At 42.8% G+C, this 19,197-nt stretch carries 19 protein-coding genes; 10 read left to right on the top strand and 9 right to left on the bottom strand.

Features of this window, described 5'->3' with window-relative positions; translation table 11 throughout:
- Positions 1–84 precede the first annotated feature (84 nt).
- From ubiA to glnA, 4 genes are all read right to left on the bottom strand, one after another.
- Positions 85–963, bottom strand: a complete 879-nt coding sequence (gene ubiA / locus FTV29_RS05240) for a 4-hydroxybenzoate octaprenyltransferase (RefSeq protein WP_159138017.1) — start codon at positions 961–963, stop codon at positions 85–87.
- A gap of 6 nt (positions 964–969) precedes the next feature.
- Positions 970–1,437, bottom strand: a complete 468-nt coding sequence (locus FTV29_RS05235) for a chorismate lyase (RefSeq protein WP_034609065.1) — start codon at positions 1,435–1,437, stop codon at positions 970–972.
- A 35-nt stretch (positions 1,438–1,472) separates the two neighbouring features.
- Positions 1,473–1,751: a hypothetical protein gene (locus FTV29_RS05230; RefSeq protein ID WP_100328765.1), complete on the bottom strand. Its 279-nt coding sequence runs from the start codon at positions 1,749–1,751 to the stop codon at positions 1,473–1,475.
- Positions 1,752–1,846: 95 nt separating this feature from the next.
- Positions 1,847–3,262: a type I glutamate--ammonia ligase gene (gene glnA, locus FTV29_RS05225; protein ID WP_171063330.1), complete on the bottom strand. Its 1,416-nt coding sequence runs from the start codon at positions 3,260–3,262 to the stop codon at positions 1,847–1,849.
- 811 nt (positions 3,263–4,073) lie between these two features.
- Here glnA and FTV29_RS05220 point away from each other — a divergent pair.
- The 7 genes from FTV29_RS05220 to FTV29_RS05190 all read left to right on the top strand — a co-directional run bounded on the left by FTV29_RS05220 (position 4,074) and on the right by FTV29_RS05190 (position 9,473).
- Entirely contained in the window at positions 4,074–4,658 is a 585-nt protein-coding gene (locus FTV29_RS05220; RefSeq protein WP_100355236.1) for an aminodeoxychorismate/anthranilate synthase component II, read from the top strand.
- A gap of 9 nt (positions 4,659–4,667) precedes the next feature.
- The gene (trpD, locus tag FTV29_RS05215; RefSeq protein WP_005096410.1) at positions 4,668–5,714 is read left to right on the top strand and encodes an anthranilate phosphoribosyltransferase; all 1,047 of its coding nucleotides are present in this window, start codon (positions 4,668–4,670) and stop codon (positions 5,712–5,714) included.
- A 20-nt stretch (positions 5,715–5,734) separates the two neighbouring features.
- Positions 5,735–6,541 (top strand): indole-3-glycerol phosphate synthase TrpC, encoded by an 807-nt coding sequence (gene trpC, locus FTV29_RS05210; protein ID WP_159138018.1) that lies wholly within the window; start codon positions 5,735–5,737, stop codon positions 6,539–6,541.
- Positions 6,542–6,736: 195 nt separating this feature from the next.
- On the top strand, positions 6,737–7,420 hold the full coding sequence (locus tag FTV29_RS05205) for a Smr/MutS family protein (RefSeq protein ID WP_005096408.1): 684 nt from the start codon (positions 6,737–6,739) through the stop codon (positions 7,418–7,420).
- A 93-nt stretch (positions 7,421–7,513) separates the two neighbouring features.
- Positions 7,514–8,062, top strand: a complete 549-nt coding sequence (folE, locus tag FTV29_RS05200; RefSeq protein ID WP_005096407.1) for a GTP cyclohydrolase I FolE — start codon at positions 7,514–7,516, stop codon at positions 8,060–8,062.
- A gap of 283 nt (positions 8,063–8,345) precedes the next feature.
- The gene (locus FTV29_RS05195; RefSeq protein ID WP_159138019.1) at positions 8,346–8,783 is read left to right on the top strand and encodes a hypothetical protein; all 438 of its coding nucleotides are present in this window, start codon (positions 8,346–8,348) and stop codon (positions 8,781–8,783) included.
- A gap of 129 nt (positions 8,784–8,912) precedes the next feature.
- Positions 8,913–9,473 carry a DUF4385 domain-containing protein gene (locus FTV29_RS05190; protein ID WP_100357216.1) on the top strand — a complete coding sequence of 187 codons (561 nt, stop codon included), beginning with the start codon at positions 8,913–8,915 and terminating at the stop codon, positions 9,471–9,473.
- A gap of 19 nt (positions 9,474–9,492) precedes the next feature.
- On the opposite strand, the gene FTV29_RS05185 is transcribed toward FTV29_RS05190, so the two are convergent.
- The 5 genes from FTV29_RS05185 to hemE all read right to left on the bottom strand — a co-directional run bounded on the left by FTV29_RS05185 (position 9,493) and on the right by hemE (position 15,508).
- On the bottom strand, positions 9,493–10,881 hold the full coding sequence (locus tag FTV29_RS05185; RefSeq protein WP_034609070.1) for a diguanylate cyclase: 1,389 nt from the start codon (positions 10,879–10,881) through the stop codon (positions 9,493–9,495).
- A 163-nt stretch (positions 10,882–11,044) separates the two neighbouring features.
- Positions 11,045–12,931: a DUF4105 domain-containing protein gene (locus tag FTV29_RS05180; RefSeq protein WP_180075207.1), complete on the bottom strand. Its 1,887-nt coding sequence runs from the start codon at positions 12,929–12,931 to the stop codon at positions 11,045–11,047.
- Positions 12,932–13,009: 78 nt separating this feature from the next.
- Complete coding sequence (locus FTV29_RS05175) at positions 13,010–13,480, bottom strand: DUF3015 family protein (RefSeq protein ID WP_005096400.1); 471 nt, start codon at positions 13,478–13,480, stop codon at positions 13,010–13,012.
- A gap of 146 nt (positions 13,481–13,626) precedes the next feature.
- Positions 13,627–14,427 (bottom strand): DUF817 family protein, encoded by an 801-nt coding sequence (locus tag FTV29_RS05170; protein WP_005096399.1) that lies wholly within the window; start codon positions 14,425–14,427, stop codon positions 13,627–13,629.
- Between the two features lie 10 nt (positions 14,428–14,437).
- Positions 14,438–15,508, bottom strand: coding sequence for a uroporphyrinogen decarboxylase (gene hemE / locus FTV29_RS05165; RefSeq protein WP_005096398.1), 1,071 nt, complete (start codon positions 15,506–15,508; stop codon positions 14,438–14,440).
- A gap of 206 nt (positions 15,509–15,714) precedes the next feature.
- Between hemE and FTV29_RS05160 the strand changes: the two genes are divergently transcribed.
- From FTV29_RS05160 to FTV29_RS05150, 3 genes are all read left to right on the top strand, one after another.
- Complete coding sequence (locus FTV29_RS05160) at positions 15,715–16,935, top strand: L,D-transpeptidase family protein (RefSeq protein ID WP_005171817.1); 1,221 nt, start codon at positions 15,715–15,717, stop codon at positions 16,933–16,935.
- A gap of 177 nt (positions 16,936–17,112) precedes the next feature.
- Positions 17,113–17,811, top strand: a complete 699-nt coding sequence (locus FTV29_RS05155; protein ID WP_159138023.1) for a pirin-like bicupin family protein — start codon at positions 17,113–17,115, stop codon at positions 17,809–17,811.
- A gap of 301 nt (positions 17,812–18,112) precedes the next feature.
- A complete protein-coding gene (locus FTV29_RS05150) occupies positions 18,113–19,084 on the top strand; it encodes a class I SAM-dependent methyltransferase (RefSeq protein WP_005096395.1) in 972 nt (323 codons plus the stop codon).
- Positions 19,085–19,197: the final 113 nt, after the last annotated feature.

The following is a 19,197-nucleotide window of genomic DNA, read 5'->3' as shown; positions in this document are numbered from 1 at the left end:
ATCTCTTAATCGAGATCACTCAAAATTAATCATAAAAAAAGCATACTTTATAGGATGCTTTTGTTGTTATCCGACATACGGTAATTATCTTAGAGCAAACAATATTCCCACAAAAATAATGAGGCCAATCCAACGGTTATGACGGAATGCCCAAAAACATAGCTGTGGATTTTTATCGCGAGTTTTAAACCATTGGTAAATAAAATCAGCAGCAACCAGCAAAAGTGCTAACAAGCCAAATGGAATCAATAAATTTTCCAGCCAAAATGCAGCACCTATCAATAAAATACTGCTCGCCTGCAAGGTGCTAATGATTGGAATATCATAGCGACCAAACAGAATTGCGGTTGATTTCACCCCTATCTTTAAATCATATTCACGGTCTGCAATCGCATATTGAGTATCGTAGGCCACAGTCCAGGCCAGATTACCAAAATACAATAACCAGCAGGTCAGATCAGGTGTTTGCCCAACAGCGGTATAGGCCATGGGTATCGCCCAAGAAAATGCTGCACCCAAAAATACCTGAGGCAAATGGGTATAACGTTTCATAAAAGGATAAATAAACGCTAACAGCAAAGCCCCAAATGACCAGTAAAAAGTTTCGATCGGCAAGAAAAATAGCAGACAGGCGCTGGCAGCCACCAAAACCAGAAATACCATCACCGCTTCTTTGGCGCTGATGACTCCGGTCGCTAGTGGTCGGTTTTTAGTACGCTCCACATACGCATCGACTTTACGGTCAGCAAAATCATTGATGGCACAACCCGCCGCCCGCATAAAAATCACACCCAAAATCATGGGAATTAAAATTTCAATGCGTGGCATCCCCTGAGCAGCAATCCATAACGCCCACAAGGTTGGCCAAAAGACCAGTTCAGTACCAATCGGTTTATCAAAACGACAAAGATAATAATAGGCGCCAAGACGCTCACGCCAGGTTATTGCTTGTGCAGTTGCCATATAAAGTCAAGCCCTTGAATTTTGTATAAAGTGTTCAAATGCCGGTAAAAATGTTTCTTGTACGATAAATTTACAGCCGTGCCAAGTATAGCAGCTCTGACGCGTCCAACCCTCTTCTAAAAGAATGACCCGACGCTGGCAAAGTGGATTCGTCCGTTGAAACAGGAACCAGCCAATTGGCTTAGTCCCAATATGCTGAAAGATTCGGGCTTTTTTTTGCAGGCTTAAAATTGGAAAAATACTCTTTGCTTTCACCCAGGGCGACTGTTCTGAACCATAGAGATAGCTTTCCCGCACCCAGGAAGTATGCTGATGTGACATCTGCATCCATTTGGCATTGGCGAAGCTTAAACGCTGAAAATGCTCTTGAATAGGCTCAACATGAAATTGTCCCTGCGCCAAACCGGTCAATTGCTGTGTCAGAGAACCTGATGCATACAGCCATGGTTTTAGCTCAGCAGACATAGTAGGCATCAAGGCATGCTGATTTTTAGAAAAATACGTCATGTTTAATAGTTATCTGCTTTAGCAATCACTTCAAATTTGCCTTGGGGTGTTTTAATTAAAATTAAGCCTTCAGCGCTTAAATAAAACTCTTTTGGGTAGTCAAATGTAAGTGCCAATTCAGGATTTTTCAGTTCAACAAACTGTGCTTGTTTATAACCTTCAATGGTACGCCCTACTTCCAAATACGTAACTTCAGAAAAATTTAACTTAAAACCTTGCGCATGGTCTTTAGGATCATTCCAAGGAAAAAATCCGGTATGTTTTTTACGTGGTTTAGCCATAACAATCTAATTCAACATTCTTTGCTTTATATTAACCCAGTATAGAAAAAACCCGCGACATGCGCGGGTTTTTTACAGTGAAATTCTTGAAAGAATTACAGGCTGTAGTACATCTCGAATTCAACTGGGTGAGTGGTGGTGTTTAAACGACGCACTTCTTCAGTTTTAAGTTCGATATAGGCATCAAGCATGTCTTTCGTGAACACGCCACCTTTCAGCAGGTAATCATGATCTGCTTCAAGTGCTTCAAGCGCCATATCCAGGCTATGCGCCACTGTCGGGATTTTCGCTTCTTCTTCAGGAGGAAGATCGTACAGGTTTTTGTCAGCCGCTTCACCTGGGTGAATCTTGTTTTGGATACCGTCGATACCTGCCATCAACAATGCTGCGAAACCGAGGTAGGGGTTCATCATCGGATCTGGGAAGCGAGCTTCAATACGCTTGCCTTTCGGGCTTGACACGTAAGGAATACGGATAGATGCAGAACGGTTACGCGCTGAGTAAGCCAGCATAATCGGTGCTTCAAAATGCGGAACCAGACGCTTGTACGAGTTTGTAGAAGGGTTGGTTAATGCATTCAATGAACGCGCATGTTTGATAATACCGCCAATGAAGTACAATGCCATTTCTGAAAGGCCTGCATATTCATCACCAGCAAACAGGTTCTTGCCATCTTTAGAGATCGACATGTGAACGTGCATACCAGAACCGTTATCGCCAACCATTGGTTTAGGCATAAAGGTTGCTGTTTTCGCATATTGATGCGCAACGTTCCAAACCGCATATTTAAACTGTTGAACTTCGTCCGCTTTACGAACCATGGTGTTGAAGCTTACACCAATTTCCAACTGGCAAGATGCAACTTCATGATGATGTACTTCTACACGACCTGGGCCCATGATGTCTTCAATTTTGGCACACATATCTGCACGCATATCATGTGAAGAATCAACTGGAGGAACCGGGAAGTAACCGCCTTTTACGCGTGGACGGTGACCAGAGTTACCACCTTCGTAGTCATTGTTGGTTGACCAGGCAGCTTCTTCAGCGATCAATGTATGGCGCGCGCCAGACATATCGATTTCCCATTTTACTTCGTCAAATACGAAGAATTCTGGTTCTGGGCCAAAGAATGCTGTATCACCAATACCTGTTGATTTTAGGTATTCTTCAGCACGGCGAGCAATCGACCGTGGATCACGGTCATAACCCTGACCTGTAGAAGGCTCAATCACATCACAAGTCACAACAACTGTAGGCTCGGCAAAGAACGGGTCGATGAAACCGGTTTCTGCATCTGGGCGTAAAATCATGTCAGATGCTTCGATGCCCTTCCAACCAGCAATTGAAGAACCGTCGAACATTTTACCGTCTTCAAAAGTATCTTCGTCGATTGTATCTGCTGGGTAAGTCACATGTTGCTCTTTACCTTTAGTATCCGTAAAACGGAAATCGACCCATTTCGCGCCACTTTCTTGGATGAGTTGAAGGACTTTGTTCGCCATGCTCATTTTGCTCCGATGAATTTTTGTTGCACTCGTTACGTGCGTGTTAGTAGTTGGTAGTCATTAAGCAATTACCGTACCAACTATTCAAAGTATAGATAAAATCTTGAAATCTATATAAGAAATCATGAAGTGACAAAAATACTTTGCGACTATTATACTAGTTGAGAAACTAAATGCACTATATTCAGGCATTCTTCATTTATTTTATTTCGGCTTTATTTTTTAGCGCACCTAAATAGTGCAATCACCTATAGAAGTGTATTAAAAACATAGTTTTTTATATAAAATTTGCTACTTTTTCGTGTATTTGTTTAAAAAAACACCCATATGTTGCTAAAAATTGACTCTTTTCTCATGGTCTGAGGCAAACAGAAATCTGCAACATGCAGTTGCTCAGTGAATATTTTGATGCATTTTCTTTAAATATACTTTCTATACCATAGTCTATATAAATTTCTATTATTCAAGTGATGCTTTTTTCAACAGATTTTAGATCAATATTGCTGATTATTTTTAACTTATCAATTTTTCCCTAAAAAATATAAATTCTAAAGTTTCCTTAAGTAAGTCTATTACTTTAAATCATGATTAAAATTTTATTCCAGTTGATACAGATGCTTTTAAAGCAAATAAATTGAGCAAAATTGTTGCGCCGAATACGGCTATTTTTTGCTATGATGAATAGTGCTTTATTTTCACACAATGAAATCAATGATTTAGTCGTGTCACACCTGTGCTTGCAATAAGCGCAAATAAAGTACGATCTGGACAACTTTAGCACAGTTAAGTGCATTAATTTCAATAGGTTAAGCTCATGCTTTTAATGGTCGACAACTATGACTCCTTTACTTACAACATCGTTCAATATTTTGGCGAACTGAATCAAGAAGTAAAAGTAGTCCGTAATGATGCCGTGACATTGGAAGATATAGAGCGATGGCAACCCAAGTATTTAGTGATTGGCCCCGGCCCATGCTCGCCGAGTGAAGCAGGCATTTCGATTCCTGCGATTCAGCATTTTGCTGGAAAAATTCCGTTATTGGGCGTTTGTCTCGGCCATCAGAGTATTGGTCAGGCATTTGGTGGCAACATCATACGTGCCAAACGTGTCATGCACGGCCGTCTGTCGGATATGTACCACAGCGATACCGGGATTTTCAGTAATCTTCCGTCGCCATTTCCTGCAACGCGCTATCACTCCCTGGTGATTGATCAAGCCACCTTGCCTGAATGTCTGGAAGTGACCTGCTGGACCAATGAAGCCGATGGTTCTATGGAAGAAATTATGGGGGTAAAACATAAGACATTGCCGGTCGAAGGCGTGCAGTTCCATCCTGAATCGATCCTGAGCCAGCATGGCCATCAAATCTTTAAAAACTTTCTCGAAATTTATGCCTAAGAACATCTTATGAATATTCAACAAGCTTTAAACAATATTACCAAAAACATTCACCTGACTCAGGATCAAATGCAAGACGTGATGCGTGCCATCATGTCAGGTGAAACCACTGATGCCCAGATTGGTGCCCTGCTGATGGGTTTGCGCCTTAAAGGCGAAAGCATTGATGAAATTACCGCAGCCGCACGGGTCATGCGTGAACTGGCTACCAAAATTGATGTCAGCGATATTCCCTATTTAGTCGATATTGTCGGTACAGGCGGTGATGGTCAAAACCTGTTTAACGTCTCTACCGCGTCTGCATTTGTGATCGCAGCAGCAGGCGCAACCATTGCTAAACATGGCAACCGTGGCGTTTCAACCAAATCAGGCTCGTCAGATTTACTGGAACAGGCTGGGATTAATCTTGACCTGAATATGCAGCAAACCGAGCGTTGTATCCGTGATGTGGGGGTCGGATTTCTGTTCGCACCGAATCATCATACAGCCATGAAATATGCAATCGGCCCGCGTAAAGAATTGGGTATTCGCAGCATTTTCAATTTACTTGGCCCGCTGACCAATCCGGCCGGCGTCAATCGCTTAGTCATTGGCGTGTTTTCCAATGAACTGTGTCGTCCGATTGCAGAAGTGATGAAACAGCTCGGTGCTGAACATGTGATGGTGGTGCATTCTCGCGACGGGCTGGATGAGATCAGTCTTGCATCTGCAACGTATGTGGCTGAGCTAAAAAATGGCGAAGTGACTGAATGGGAAATTACCCCTGAATTGGTTAATATCGAATCTCAAACCTTGACTGGTTTAATTGTAGAAGATTCTGCACAGAGTCTGGCATTAATCAAGGATGCATTGGGCAAGAAAAAATCAGAGATCGGTGATAAAGCGGCCAATATGATTGCCCTGAATGCCGGTGCAGGTATTTATGTTTCCGGTTTGACCAGCAGCTATAAACATGGTGTTGCATTGGCACATGACATTATTTATGGCGGCCAGGCTCTGGAGAAAATGAGTGTGCTGTCTGAATTTACCAAAACCATTAAACAATACGAAGCTTAATTCGGTCAGGAATTTTGATCATGGTGGATATCGCAAATACAATTTTAGGCAAGATTGTTGACCGTAAAACGGAAGAATTTGCTCTACGTTTAAAGCAGAAAAGCTATAAAGATCTGGAAGAGCTGGCTCAAGTTGCATCAGCTGTGCGTGGTTTTGCCCAGTCTTTAATGTCAAAACGTCCGGGTGTAATTGCTGAAATCAAGAAAGCCTCACCATCTAAGGGGATTATTCGTGAGAATTTTAATCCTGCAGAAATTGCAGCACAGTATCAAGATGCGGGTGCCGCATGTTTATCTGTCCTGACCGATGTGGACTTTTTTCAGGGTGCAGATGAAAATATTCAGATTGCCCGTTCGCATTGTGACCTGCCGGCGCTGCGCAAAGATTTCCTGATCGATCCTTATGGAGTCATTGAAGCACGTGCCTTAGATGCAGATTGTATTTTACTGATTGTGGCATGTCTGTCAGATCAGCAACTGGAAGAAATGTCGAAGACTGCTTTTGAGCATAATTTAGATGTTTTAGTTGAAGTACATGATGAAGCTGAACTGGAACGTGCGCTGAAACTTTCAGATCGCTGCTTGCTGGGTGTGAATAACCGTAATTTAAAAACCTTCGATGTCGATTTAGATACCTCGATTCGTTTAAAGAACTTACTCGATCCCTCTCGCCTGTTAGTCACTGAAAGTGGTATTGCTACCCCTGCCGATGTGGCGATGATGCAACAGCATGATATTCATGCCTTTCTGGTCGGTGAAAGTTTTATGAAACAGCCTCGACCTGATCATGCATTCCGTAACCTGTTTGGTGAGCCTGAATCGGTTTAACTATTGACTAGTTTAATACTTAGACCAAGCCCAATCTCAGGATTGGGCTTTTTTATTTTCAGGATTGATAAGAAAAGAAATAGCATCATGTGAATTCATAAATACCGAGACATGCCATGCAAGCAATTCATTTCTCCTTTATCTATTTTCAGACTATAATTCTGTTAAATTCCGCATCTTCCTTGTTTTTACATTATGAGTAAACACGATTCTTCATTATCTAAAGATCAGTACAACCTGCTGAAATCTTTTAAGAAGCAAATTACACAGCCGCATAGCCCTGCGGTTGTTGCTGCACCCGTTGAAAAGACTGTCGAGCAAGAAGCTTTAGAAGAACTGGAATTATTCCGCAAACAAATGCAGGGCGTGCAAAAAATTGAATCGGGAAATACCGTTCAATTGGACAAACCGCGCAAGAAAAAACCGGATGCACAAGTCCTGGCAAAGCGTGCAGCGGCGACTGGCCCGATGGAAACAGATGCCATGGCATTATCGGACACGCAGGCCATGCTCAATCCTGTCGGGAGTCAGGCCAACTTGAGCTATCGCATTGCCACCTTGCAGCATAAAGTGTTTGAAGACTTAAAAGCCGGCAATTTACGCTGGTTTGAAGCTGTGGATCTGCATGGCTGTACCGTGGAAGAAGCGCGTCAGGCGGTGCTACAAATTATCCAGATCGCCAAAGATGAAAACCAGAACGTGATTAAGATCGTACACGGTAAAGGCCCGGAAGCGATTTTAAAAACCTATGTGAATGGTTGGCTGCGTCAGCATCGCGATGTTTTGGCCTTTGTCAGTGCCCCTGAAAAACAAGGCGGTACTGGTGCAGTTCTGGTTCTGCTAAAACGTGCAGAAAAGAATCCAAAGTTTAAACAGTAACCGGTTTTCGCCTCAAAACAAGGCATTGTAAAAGTTTTCTGCTACAATGCCGTCCTTGTTCATTCTCAGTTTAAGTGAATACGTCATATGACTATGCAGCAATCCTACGCAAACATTCTTACTGCCGTTGGCGAAGATCTCAATCGCCCTGGTCTCAAAGATACGCCTGTGCGTGCTGCCAAAGCATTTTCATATTTAACCTCGGGTTATAGTCAGACACTTGAAGAAGTCACCAACAAAGCGGTCTTTCCTTCCGACAACCGTGAAATGGTGCTGGTCAAAAACATCGAATTCTATTCCTTATGTGAACATCATTTATTACCATTTTATGGCCGTGTCCATATCGCCTATTTACCAGAAGGTCATGTCTTGGGCCTGTCCAAATTTGCCCGTATTACTGAAATGTTTGCGCGTCGTTTGCAAATCCAGGAAAACTTGACCCAGCAAATTGCAGAAGCAGTGGCGGAAATCACCAAAGCACGTGGTGTCGCCGTGATGATTGATTCTGCACATATGTGCATGATGATGCGTGGTGTGGGCAAACAGGAATCGACCACACGTACAGTCTCTTTTATTGGTGATTTTAAAACTGATAAAGAAACCCGCCGTGAGTTTTTAAGTGCAGTGCCAGAAAGCTACTAAGCCTTAAAAGCCAATTATTTAAAGCCTCGATCATTCGGGGTTTTTTTAATTTCTTATAAACTGCTCTGGTCAGAGAATATCGATATCACAGCTGCTGTTGACCAAATTTGCATTCGTTATACTTGCAGCTAAACAATTGCTGCTTATCTTTGCAACAAGCCTACATTTAGATACATGATAAAGTTTTAATCCAGTTAGTCCTCGCTTAAAGTAAATTGACGTTGATATACAGCAAACAGCTTTATATCTTTCTGCTTGATTTTTAATGACAAGGAAAATGACCATGGCGAATAGCAAAAACAATCAGGACAAAGACAGCAAGAAATCTGCAAAAACTGCTAAAAAGACGCAAGATGAAAAACTGAAGAAGTCGAACAAAAGCAGTGACAAGGACAGCGATCGCAAAGTCAGCAAAAAAGCTGAAAGTACTAAATCTAAAGCAGCATCTTCTAAAAAAGAGAATGCCAGTAAAGATGAAAAAGTAAAGGCGAAGAAAAGTGCGAGTTCTAAAGGCAGCGATAAAGCCAAAGACCTGAAAACATCTTCAGCGAAAAAACCGGCTAAAGCGAAAAGCAGCAATAAGAGCAAAGATGAAGACAGCAAGACGAAAAAATCTTCTTCAAAAAAATCAGCACCGGCCAAAAAGCAGTCAAGCACTTCGTCCAAGAGCAAGTCTGATAAAGCCAAAACCTCGAGGACCAGTTCGAAAAAGTCAAAGTAAAATCCAAGCCCCATGACTGGGGCTTTTCTTGATCCTGATCTCGGGTGAGTAGATCAGTAGAATTATTTTATATTTTTTAGTGTGTTCTTTATTGAGTGATACCGACCCTTCTAAATATAAGGCAAAGATATGAGTCCAGCAGCCAAAAATCCGCCGCCAAAACGTCAGTCACGGGTGGTGTCGAATAGTTTTGATTATTCTCTGGACTTCGAAAAGATTAATTTTCGCAAACGGCCCGAGTTGTACCGAATTGGCCGAGGAGAACAAGGCGTATTATTGGTGGAGCCTTATAAATCTGAAATTCTGCCGCACTGGCGCTTTGCGGATGAAGAAAAAGCCCAAGCCAGCAGTGACAAAATTTATCAGCTATTCCTAGCTTATTTAAAACAAGATGATTTTATCGGTGCGGACATGGCACGCAAGTTTTTACAGATGGGTTATACCCGTGCCCGCCGTTACGCCAACCATAAAGGTGGTAAAAAATATGATGGGCCAGTTCCGGAAGATAAGAAAGGCTTAAGCGGCGCACATGGCCGTTCAGAATTGCCACGCAGCCACGAAGATCCGGTCAAAGCAGCGGCCGCCAACATTTTTAAACAAAAATGGAATGATGCGAAAAACCATCCAGACTATATTCAGCAAAAGCGAAAATTTCAGGAATTTATCCAGCAACATACGGCAGAGGAATAAAACTTTTAAGCTAGCTGGATCATTGCTGCCCTACCGGATTTGAGGGCGACTGTGCCATATAGACCCGGTTACGACCGGTATTTTTCGCCATATACAGTGCGGCATCCGCAGCATCCAAAAATCGCTGATAATCCGGATGCCCGTCATAGAGCGTACATCCAATACTGATCGTGATTTTAAACTGTTGTCCTTGCGCGGTTTTAATCATGCCATTTTCAACATATTTACGAATACTTTCGGCAATACTTAAGGCACGTTGTTTATCTGTATCGACCAGCAACAATAAGAATTCTTCCCCACCGACCCGGAAGGCATAATCACTGCCCTGACTGTATTTTTGCAGCGCTTCGGCAATAAATTTAAGTGCCAGATCACCTGCGGCATGTCCAAATTTATCATTGATACTTTTAAAGAAATCGGCATCCATCGCAAGTAAAGACAAAGGTGTATGATTTTTACGGGAAAAAGTGATTTCACGGGAAATCACCGTATTTAAATAACGGCGATTTAACAACTGGGTCAATGAATCATTGCCTGATTCAATATATTCCGCAACCTGAAATAACTGATCGACCAGCAGTTGAATTTCACGGTTTAAGTCACGGATTTGTTGAATCAGTCCCAAGACATTATTTTTATCCGTACAATCCATGATGGTCTGATTAATTGCATCAATCTGATAAATCCGCTCAATGATTAAATCGACCTGGTCCGAACCGGTAAAAGCATAAGAGGCTTTATGGATAAACCATAAACCGAACTCGGATTTGGACAACATCGGATGCTTTAAATTGTCAGGGCTCGAAAAGACCTTAAACATCAGTTCATTTTCCCAGTCCAGCAATGAGCTGCGCTGTTTGTCTTTTTGTACCGCTACATCCTGCATGGCTGAAAAAACACGGTAACTGTGTTTGATTTCCTGATTCATGGCTGTTTTGGCTTCATAAGAACGGCACATGATTTCTGTGGCAAAGCCCATGATTTGCACAATATAACTGCAGGCGGTCAACATGCTGTTTTGAGAAGATGCTTGCAACAGTTCAAAAACCTTGCGTTCAATTTCGCGAACACCACGCATGATTAACCAGGAAGGTATACCGACCCGGGCATGTACATGTCCAACCATCGCCTGCTTTTGTACGGCTTGCACATAACTCTTGTTGATCGGTACGCTAAAACTTTCTGACAGCCATTGAATCAGGGTATTACGCAAACGCTGCTGAACCATCTGGTCGGTCAGGAACTGGGCCGATTCTTTTTCTAAGAGCATATTCTTATAGAATTCTTCGACCAGAATAACCGAATGTTCCTGAACAAAATGAAATGCATGCAATAGATCATCTGCTGAATAATTCTGACAGATCTGCTTCCATTGTTCGGCCAGCATTGCCATGCATTCATTATTCATACGACCCATTCCCCAAAACACTGCAATTTGCACTAACATTATGTGACAAATATAACAAAATTCGGGTACATTAACTAAAATATCGACAAGATTATTCCAATTATACTGATCGATGATTCACAGGAAAAGTTTCGTAAACTAGCCCTTAAAATATGTAAGCCGTTTAAAAATAACGGATCAGGCCCAAACTCCATTGATCCCAGTCTTTCGCCTGTTGTTGCTGATATTCCCAAGACAATCGAACTGCATTCTGTGCAGTAAAGGCATATTGCAATTGGGTATTTAGCTTCAGATGCCAGTGATGCGAATCTTCCCAATAAGGCAGTTCCACTTGCACCAGACTGTTGATCTGATCAGTCCAGATATTTTGACAGCCCAAAGTTGGCCCTGCTCCTACGCGCCAGCCCTGATCGAGTGCCTTTCCCGCCTGAAGGTGAGTTTGCATTTGTGCATAGCACAAATGTTCGCGGCTCGCATTTGCCCAACTATAGCCCGCTTGGGTCTTAAAACCGGCGATGCCATGCTGTTGCTCTTCGCTAAACTGGCCATGACGGTCTAAGGCTTCCTGTGTCCAGCCCAGATTAAAACCCCAAGATAAGGGCGTATTAAATGGATTAATCGGGTTATAGGAATTGACGGCCAGTAAATCCAGATGTTCCAGTTTGAGTTCACTATTACGATATTGTAATGCCCCATCCAGAAACAGCAGTTGTGTGCCGGTACGCAAACCACCCTGTGGATCGATTAAATCATGATAGGCATACCGATGCCCAAGCTGAACAAAGGATTCACCCTGAACCTGTCCGGCCTCAAAACTGATATTTCGTGCATGATGACTTTGTACTGGATCTGTTTTCGGACGCTCAGGTGCTTGACGCTGTTTCTCGATAGCCAGCTGACTTCTTAAGCCCAATAACTTGCGAAAACGTGGCTGGGCAAAGGACTCATCTACTTTCTGTCTGAGAAAATCCAGATATAGATGATCATAGGCCATTTCCAGCACTTTGGCCTGATCCTCTGCCGGATAAGTTTGCAACATTGAAGGCATGGTACCTGTTTCTGCATAAGCCAGCTGATGAGCCTTTTTTGCCAAAGCTTTGCCATGCTGTCTAGATTGAGCCAGCAACTGTGTTTCCAGGGCAGGACGATAAACTTTCTGTTTGATCAAGCCCTGCTGTTCTACCACTTTCAAGGTTTCGATCGGAATGGCAGTCGAATTAAACTGTTTTTGTAGATTCAACTCAGGACGCACCAGATCGAATAGCCCCAGCAGGCGATAAGCACAATTATCATTGATAAAATAATAAGGGAAACTCACCTTTTGCATTTCCCAAAGATGCTGCACCAGAAACCGGGTCTCTTGCGGCGTTAAATTTAATTCATATTCCCATAAATCCCGGCTTTCAAAGTCGCCATATTCTTTGACCTTGCGATAATATGGCATCAGGGAATATTCACCCGGATATTGTCCGGTCAGCCCTTTCCAGGCAAATGACCAATTGTCATTGCTATCGACGGTTGCGGCATAGTTGACGGCATAGGAAATCAGGTTGAGCTGCTGTTGATCTTTGGGATCTAGACGCAACAAGGTATGCCCGAACATCGAACTGGGATTACCCATAAAATCTGTGGCATAAATCAGCGTGGCCTGATAGGGCTTGACCTCAGCAATCCATTGATCAAAATCCGGACAACTCACTTCAGGCAATTGCTGTTCGGAAATATCCAGCTGCTGCATTAACCAGCTGCTTCGGGCCGGAAACTTACAACGGATGGACTGATTCGGTTCTGCACTGCCAAATAAGGCCTGAATATTATGCTGTATTTCTTTTTTGAGATCAGTCTTTCCCTGCTCTGTCAGAAAATAGCCTGAATAATCGACCTCGCTGTGGCCTTTAGAATTGGCATACATCAAACGCTGCCAGGTGGTGCTCTGATCCAGACGTTTGCTTTTGGCCTGATCGAGATAATGCTGGATATCCGGATTAATTTCGTTTGCAAAACTTAAGGGACTGAAGACCAGACCCAACATGAAGAACGCATATTTCATTCAGTTAACTTATTCTCGTCAATTTCTTTGAGTCATAAGAAAAACCCTGCCAGAGCAGCAGGGTTTTCAAAGTGCGGATCAGATATAAGATTTCAATACTTCATCTTTGGCCATCACTGTTTGTAATGAACTCAGAACTTGAAGGGTATTCTGGTTTTGTTCGGAATAGATTTCAGAAAAATTCTGCTTGGAAATGTTAAAAAAATGGCCTTTGTCTTCAGATTTTATATTCAGAAGTTCAGCCAGAACATTCAGGCTTTCACCTTCACCCACTGCCATATCACGCGCCAGTGCTTCAGCATTTTCATTGGTAAAAGTCACCACTTGAGCGGTGACTGTGCCACCCTGGCTACAACCTAAAGTACCAAACGTGATCCCGAGCCATTGATTCGTGAAAAGAACGTTGGTGGTACCTGCTAAAAGTTTAGGAATAATACCAGTCTGACCGGCCCACACCTGACTTCCGATACCACAGCCGACATCTCGGTCAGCCATTGCCATACTTGAACCAGTCGCTAATACTGCCGCCAGCATAATTTTTTTCAACATACTTATTCTCCAGTTATTCTCATGCAATCTTTGTTATTACTCTCATTATGTAATTTGACTTACACACTCAGCAGAGTAGCGATAAGTCAGGTTTGGCGCAATCGAAAAAATGCATGCTTTACATAAACATAACCTGAATAATTCCATTACTCTTTCAGCGTCCAGTCGCCATGTAAATTGCGCTGCCCTAAAATCTTCAGTACCAAGACCAGACTCAGCAATAACAACAAATACCAGGACCCGAGTTTGCCCCAGCCCACCATATGCCATTGTTCAATCTGACTTGGATAGAGCCAGATCTGATAAAAGGTACTGATGTTCTCGGCAATCCAGATGATAAAGGCCAGCAGCAGCAAGATCGGTAACATTGGCAACTGAAAAGCGTGCTGATTCAACTGAAAACGAATTTTAGTTTTCCAGAACATCAGCACGCTCCAGACAAATAAAAGCATGCGATAGTCAGGAATAAAAAACTTGCTCATAAAGTTGATATAAGACAACACCGCCAGCAGCAACATATGGCGAAAGCCTGGCAACTTTTCAAATGAGACCTGATATAAACGCAAGGAACGCGCAAAAAAACTGCCGACCGCAGAATACATAAAACCGGCAAATAAAGGCACGGTCATAATTTTAAAGATTGCCGGTTGTGGATAATACCAGGAGGCAATCGCAGGATGGGTCAGAAAGATTTCCATCACCATGGCCATGAGATGAAACAGCGCAATCACTTTGGCTTCGGCCCAGGATTCCAGTTTGGTATAAAGCAGCAGCACCTGAATGAGCAGGGCAAAAAATAACAGATAGTCATAACGGTAAAAACCGTAAAACAGATCACTGCCCATGGCAGCAGTGAGTGCAAACGCCAGCAGGAGTAGAATCCCAAATAAGGCAGCCGAAGCTGCCTTATAGGTAAATTCAAACCCTGATTTGAATAGATCGATCAAGGTTTAAATCCTAAAGATATTTAGCACTATACTCATGTACGGTATCAATAAAGGCTTTTGGATTGGCTGGATCGACCCACTGGGTAATGCCGTGGCCGAGGTTTGCTACATAACCGGTTTTTTCACCATTGGCATAAGCATCATCCAGCATGGCTTTGGTCGCCTTAATAATAGTTTCCGATGAACCATATAAGGTCGCAGGGTCGAGGTTACCCTGAAGCGCAGCACGACCCGCAACGGTTTGACGTGCTACATCCAGTGGTGTGGTCCAGTCCAGACCAAAGGCATCTGCGCCTGTAGCGATCATCGGTTCCAACCACTGACCGCCACCTTTGGTAAACAGAATTACTGGAATCTTGCGGCCATCTTTTTCACGGTGCAAGCCAGTAACAATCTTCTTCATATAGTTGAGCGAGAATTCAATATATTCACGATGTGCCAGTGCGCCGCCCCAACTATCAAAAATCTGTACCGCTTGTGCACCTGCATCAATCTGCGCATTCAGATAATCAATCACGGCATCGGCTAGACGTTCCAGCAAAGCATGCAGCACTTCAGGCTGTGCATACATCATATTTTTGGTGAAGCGGAAATCTTTGCTTGAACCGCCTTCTACCATATAAGTCGCCAAGGTCCACGGACTGCCAGAGAAACCGATCAGAGGAACCTGGCCACCCAAGGCTGAACGAATGGTCGACACTGCATTCATCACATAATCCAGATCCGATTTTGCATTAAAGGCTGGCAGATTTGCGACATCCTGCTCGGTACGGACTGTTTTATGAAATTTAGGCCCTTCACCCACTTCAAAATACAATCCTAAACCTAAAGCATCAGGCACTGTCAAAATGTCAGAGAACAAAATCGCGGCGTCCAGATCATAACGGCGTAAAGGCTGTAAGGTCACTTCACAGGCCAGTTCAGTATTTTTGCAAAGAGAAAGGAAATCTCCTGCCTGAGCACGCGTTGCGCGATATTCTGGTAAATAACGGCCCGCCTGACGCATCATCCATACCGGAGTGGCATCTACAGGTTCACGCAACAAGGCGCGCAGAAAACGATCATTTTTTAAGGTCGTCATTTACTTTCCTATCTATCTTTGATATTCGCCATATCATAACAAAAAGGTTGTATTTTTAATAACTTCTGCTGACTTTAAAAACCGATCAGCTTAAGCGGCCAAATGTGATGTTTTACACAAAACAACTACTGCATCTCCACATTTTTTCTGTAATACTTATAGTGTTTTTTCACATTTTTAAAGAAATAATTTTAAGGTTGATTTACATGTTCGTTCGCACAATGCTCGCTGTGAGTTTAGGTTGCATTTTCGCAGGTACTGTTTTTGCTGCGTCTACTGCTGAACAACCATTGAACCCGCAAGTTGTTACCGATGTTTCAGTCCAGGATCCTATTGATCCACTCGCGACTGAAGCTTCAGCCGCCCAAGCACCGGCTGAAGCCAAAATTACGGCGCAAGAACAACAAGACTTAAATCAGGCCTCTGAAGCACTGAATGAGCTACAAGATACCGAAGATCAATCTGCCGACATTGGTGCAGCACCAAATACCAAGGCCCCGACGAACTCTGCTGCGACCAAAGCTTCGTGGACTTTAGACGGCTTAAACAATGCCCAGTGGTATGAAAACATTGGTGCAGGTCAATTTCCGGTCTACGCACGTGCACATGTCATGCTCAACAATGCTCACGCTTCACCGGGTGCGATTGATGGTACCAGCGGCAAGAACACACTGAAAGCAATTGCGTCTTTCCAGCAAATGAATGGCATCAAGCCAAATGGCGTACTGACGCAGGAAACCTGGGACAAACTGGTGGCACGTCAGGGTTCCAAGCCGACCTTTGTAGAATACACCATCACTGAAAAAGATCTGGCCGGGCCATTTGCCAAATCGATTCCTTCAGATTATGCGCTACAGGCGAAAATGAAAGGTTTGTACTACACCAGCGCATCTGAAATGCTCAGTGAAAAGTTCCATATGGATGAAAACTTCCTGAAGAAGTTGAATCCAGGTGCTAATTTTAACAAAGTCGGCCAAAAGATTCTGGTGACCAATGTTCGTAATGAGCTACCAGAAGGTATTCACTTGATTGTTGCACATAAAGGTGCCAAACAACTGTACTTATTTAACAGTAAAAATCAAATGATCGGCTCATTCCCTGCCAGTATCGGCAATACCAGTACGCCTTCACCAACGGGCACTTATAAAATCACCGGCGTTGCACCAAATCCTTGGTATAGCTACTCGCCAAGTAACTTTGTTCAAGGTAAAAACACCAAACCACTGTCTCTACCACCAGGTCCAAACGGCCCGGTCGGTAATGTCTGGATTGGTCTCAACAAAAAATCATTTGGTATTCACGGCACACCGAATCCGTCCATGATTTCTAAATCCTATTCACACGGTTGTATCCGTCTGACCAACTGGGATGCCAATGATCTTGGCCGTAAAGTCAAATCTGGCGTAACTGTTCGTTTCTTAGAATAATGATCCGTAAAATGCTTTGAATAAAATGGCCCGCTTTTCAGTGGGCTTTTTTATGACTTGATTTTAAGCTGATATATCGTTGCAAAAATGCAATGATATGTCGCCTATTTGAGATTTTTTTGAGCTTAAAACAACAGTATGATGATCTCAAGTTGAAAATAAGATCGAGATGAAATCATGAAGGCTTTTCTACATCCTAGCGAAAATCGTGGTCATGTAAAAATGGGCTGGCTGGAGTCTAAGCACAGCTTCTCATTTGGTAACTGGTATGATCCCAAGTATATGGGGATCAGTGCCTTACGTGTTATTAATGATGATTTAATCGATGGGCATCAGGGTTTTGGAACCCATCCCCATGACAATATGGAAATCCTGACCTGCGTACTGAAAGGCACCATTACTCATCAGGACAGCATGGGCAATCATGGCGGTATTGCTGCCGGTGAATGGCAGCTCATGAGTGCCGGAACAGGTATTCGCCATAGTGAAATGAATCAGGGTGATGAACAGGTACATTTACTGCAAATCTGGATTATTCCCAATGAACAGGATGCCAAACCGAATTATCAGCAAATTCGCCTGGATCCGCATGAGCAGCCCAACCAGTGGCATTTGATTTGTGGACCGAATGGCAATGCGCCGATGCATATTCGTCAGAATGCTGAAGTCAAAACTGCGGTAATTCAGCAAGGTCAAAGTTTGCAAGTGCAGGCCACCCAGCAGATCAATTATATTCATGTAGTTTCTGGCACTGTGCAGATTGCAGAACATAGAGTTGAGGCGGGTGGTGCAATTGCTTTTCTGGATGACTCAGCGATTCAAGCCATCGATGATGCGCAAGTGATCTGGTTTGATTTACCAGAAGTGCCTCACTAAGTTTTAAGGCTCTCACCCATCATGGCTATTAATCACTTTGATGAATAGCCATTTTTTATGAATCGAGAATAAAAGCAGACAGAAGCTTTATCAGAAGATAATTTTTTAAAAACAGCTATAAAAATCACACCAATTCACATCAGTTTTTTACTTAAAATTCTGGCATTTCAGGCGAAGATGAAGCTGATTCATTTCTATTGAATGAACGCATCGCGAATGGCTGATCTGGTCATGGTCTTATATGGGATTCAACGTCTATCCAGCTTTGTATTGATTTTAAATAAACCAAAGAGCAACGCTTATGAACCAGATTTTAGAAATTCAGAATCACCAGCAACATGCTCTGCATTTTTTACTAGCGTTTTTAAAACAACAAAACTATCAGTTCACAGCCATTACCCCGTTGTCGCATCAACGGATTTTAGATCGTAAAAGAAACGAGAAAAATCAGGAAATAACCCTGCAGGATATATTTGGCTGGAATCTGGAATTTAGCAAAACCGATCTTGATCCGGTTCTTTTTTCCTTGCTGGCAAAACAGCAACTTCTACAGGTTCAGGATGAGCAATACACCAGTCTGGTCAGAGTCGCTTCACTGGAAGGTGAACTCTTTATTCACTCTTCCTTTCCGACCACACAACAGGATGCTGTTTTTTTTGGCCCCGATACTTATCGCTTTGTCTATCATCTCAAGCAATATCTAGCCACCGAACCTCGCCCTTTCAAACGGGCTGCTGAAATATGCTGTGGCACCTCTGCTGCTGCCATCAGTATCGCCAAATACTTTCCGGATCATGAGGAAATCTTTGTAGCAGATCTAAACCCCAAAGCCTTGCTCTATAGTCAGCTCAACATTGATTTTTCGGGTTTTGCTTCAATCTCTCCAGTGCAAAGCAATTTATTTTCCAATCTTGAAGGTCAGTTTGACCTAATTTTTGCCAATCCACCTTATTTAATTGATCCTGAGCAACGGCAATATCGACACGGAGGTAATGAGCTCGATGGCAATGAATTATCTTTTAAAATTATAAAACAAGGCCTGCAAAGGCTAAATTCAGGCGGCCGTTTATTTTTATATACCGGCGCTACCATCACACGAAATGGCAATCGATTTTTACAGTATCTGCAAGACCTGATGCAGCAGCATCAAAATATTCACTGGTCTTATGAGGAAATTGATCCGGATATTTTTGGTGAAGAATTAGAGCAACCTGCTTATCAGCATGTGGAAAGAATTGCTCTGGCTCTGATTAAGATTGAAGTATGCGATTGAAGAATATCTGTTTATAAATTATCGACTTTTTAAATATCGAACCTCTTTAAGATCCGTTTATTTTAAATCATTCTGTAAAATTCATCAGCAATAAAAAAACCCCAATCTTTCGA

Source organism: Acinetobacter sp. YH12254 (assembly GCF_013417415.1).
Lineage (GTDB): Bacteria > Pseudomonadota > Gammaproteobacteria > Pseudomonadales > Moraxellaceae > Acinetobacter > Acinetobacter pseudolwoffii.
This window is presented reverse-complemented; position numbering and strand designations above follow the sequence as displayed.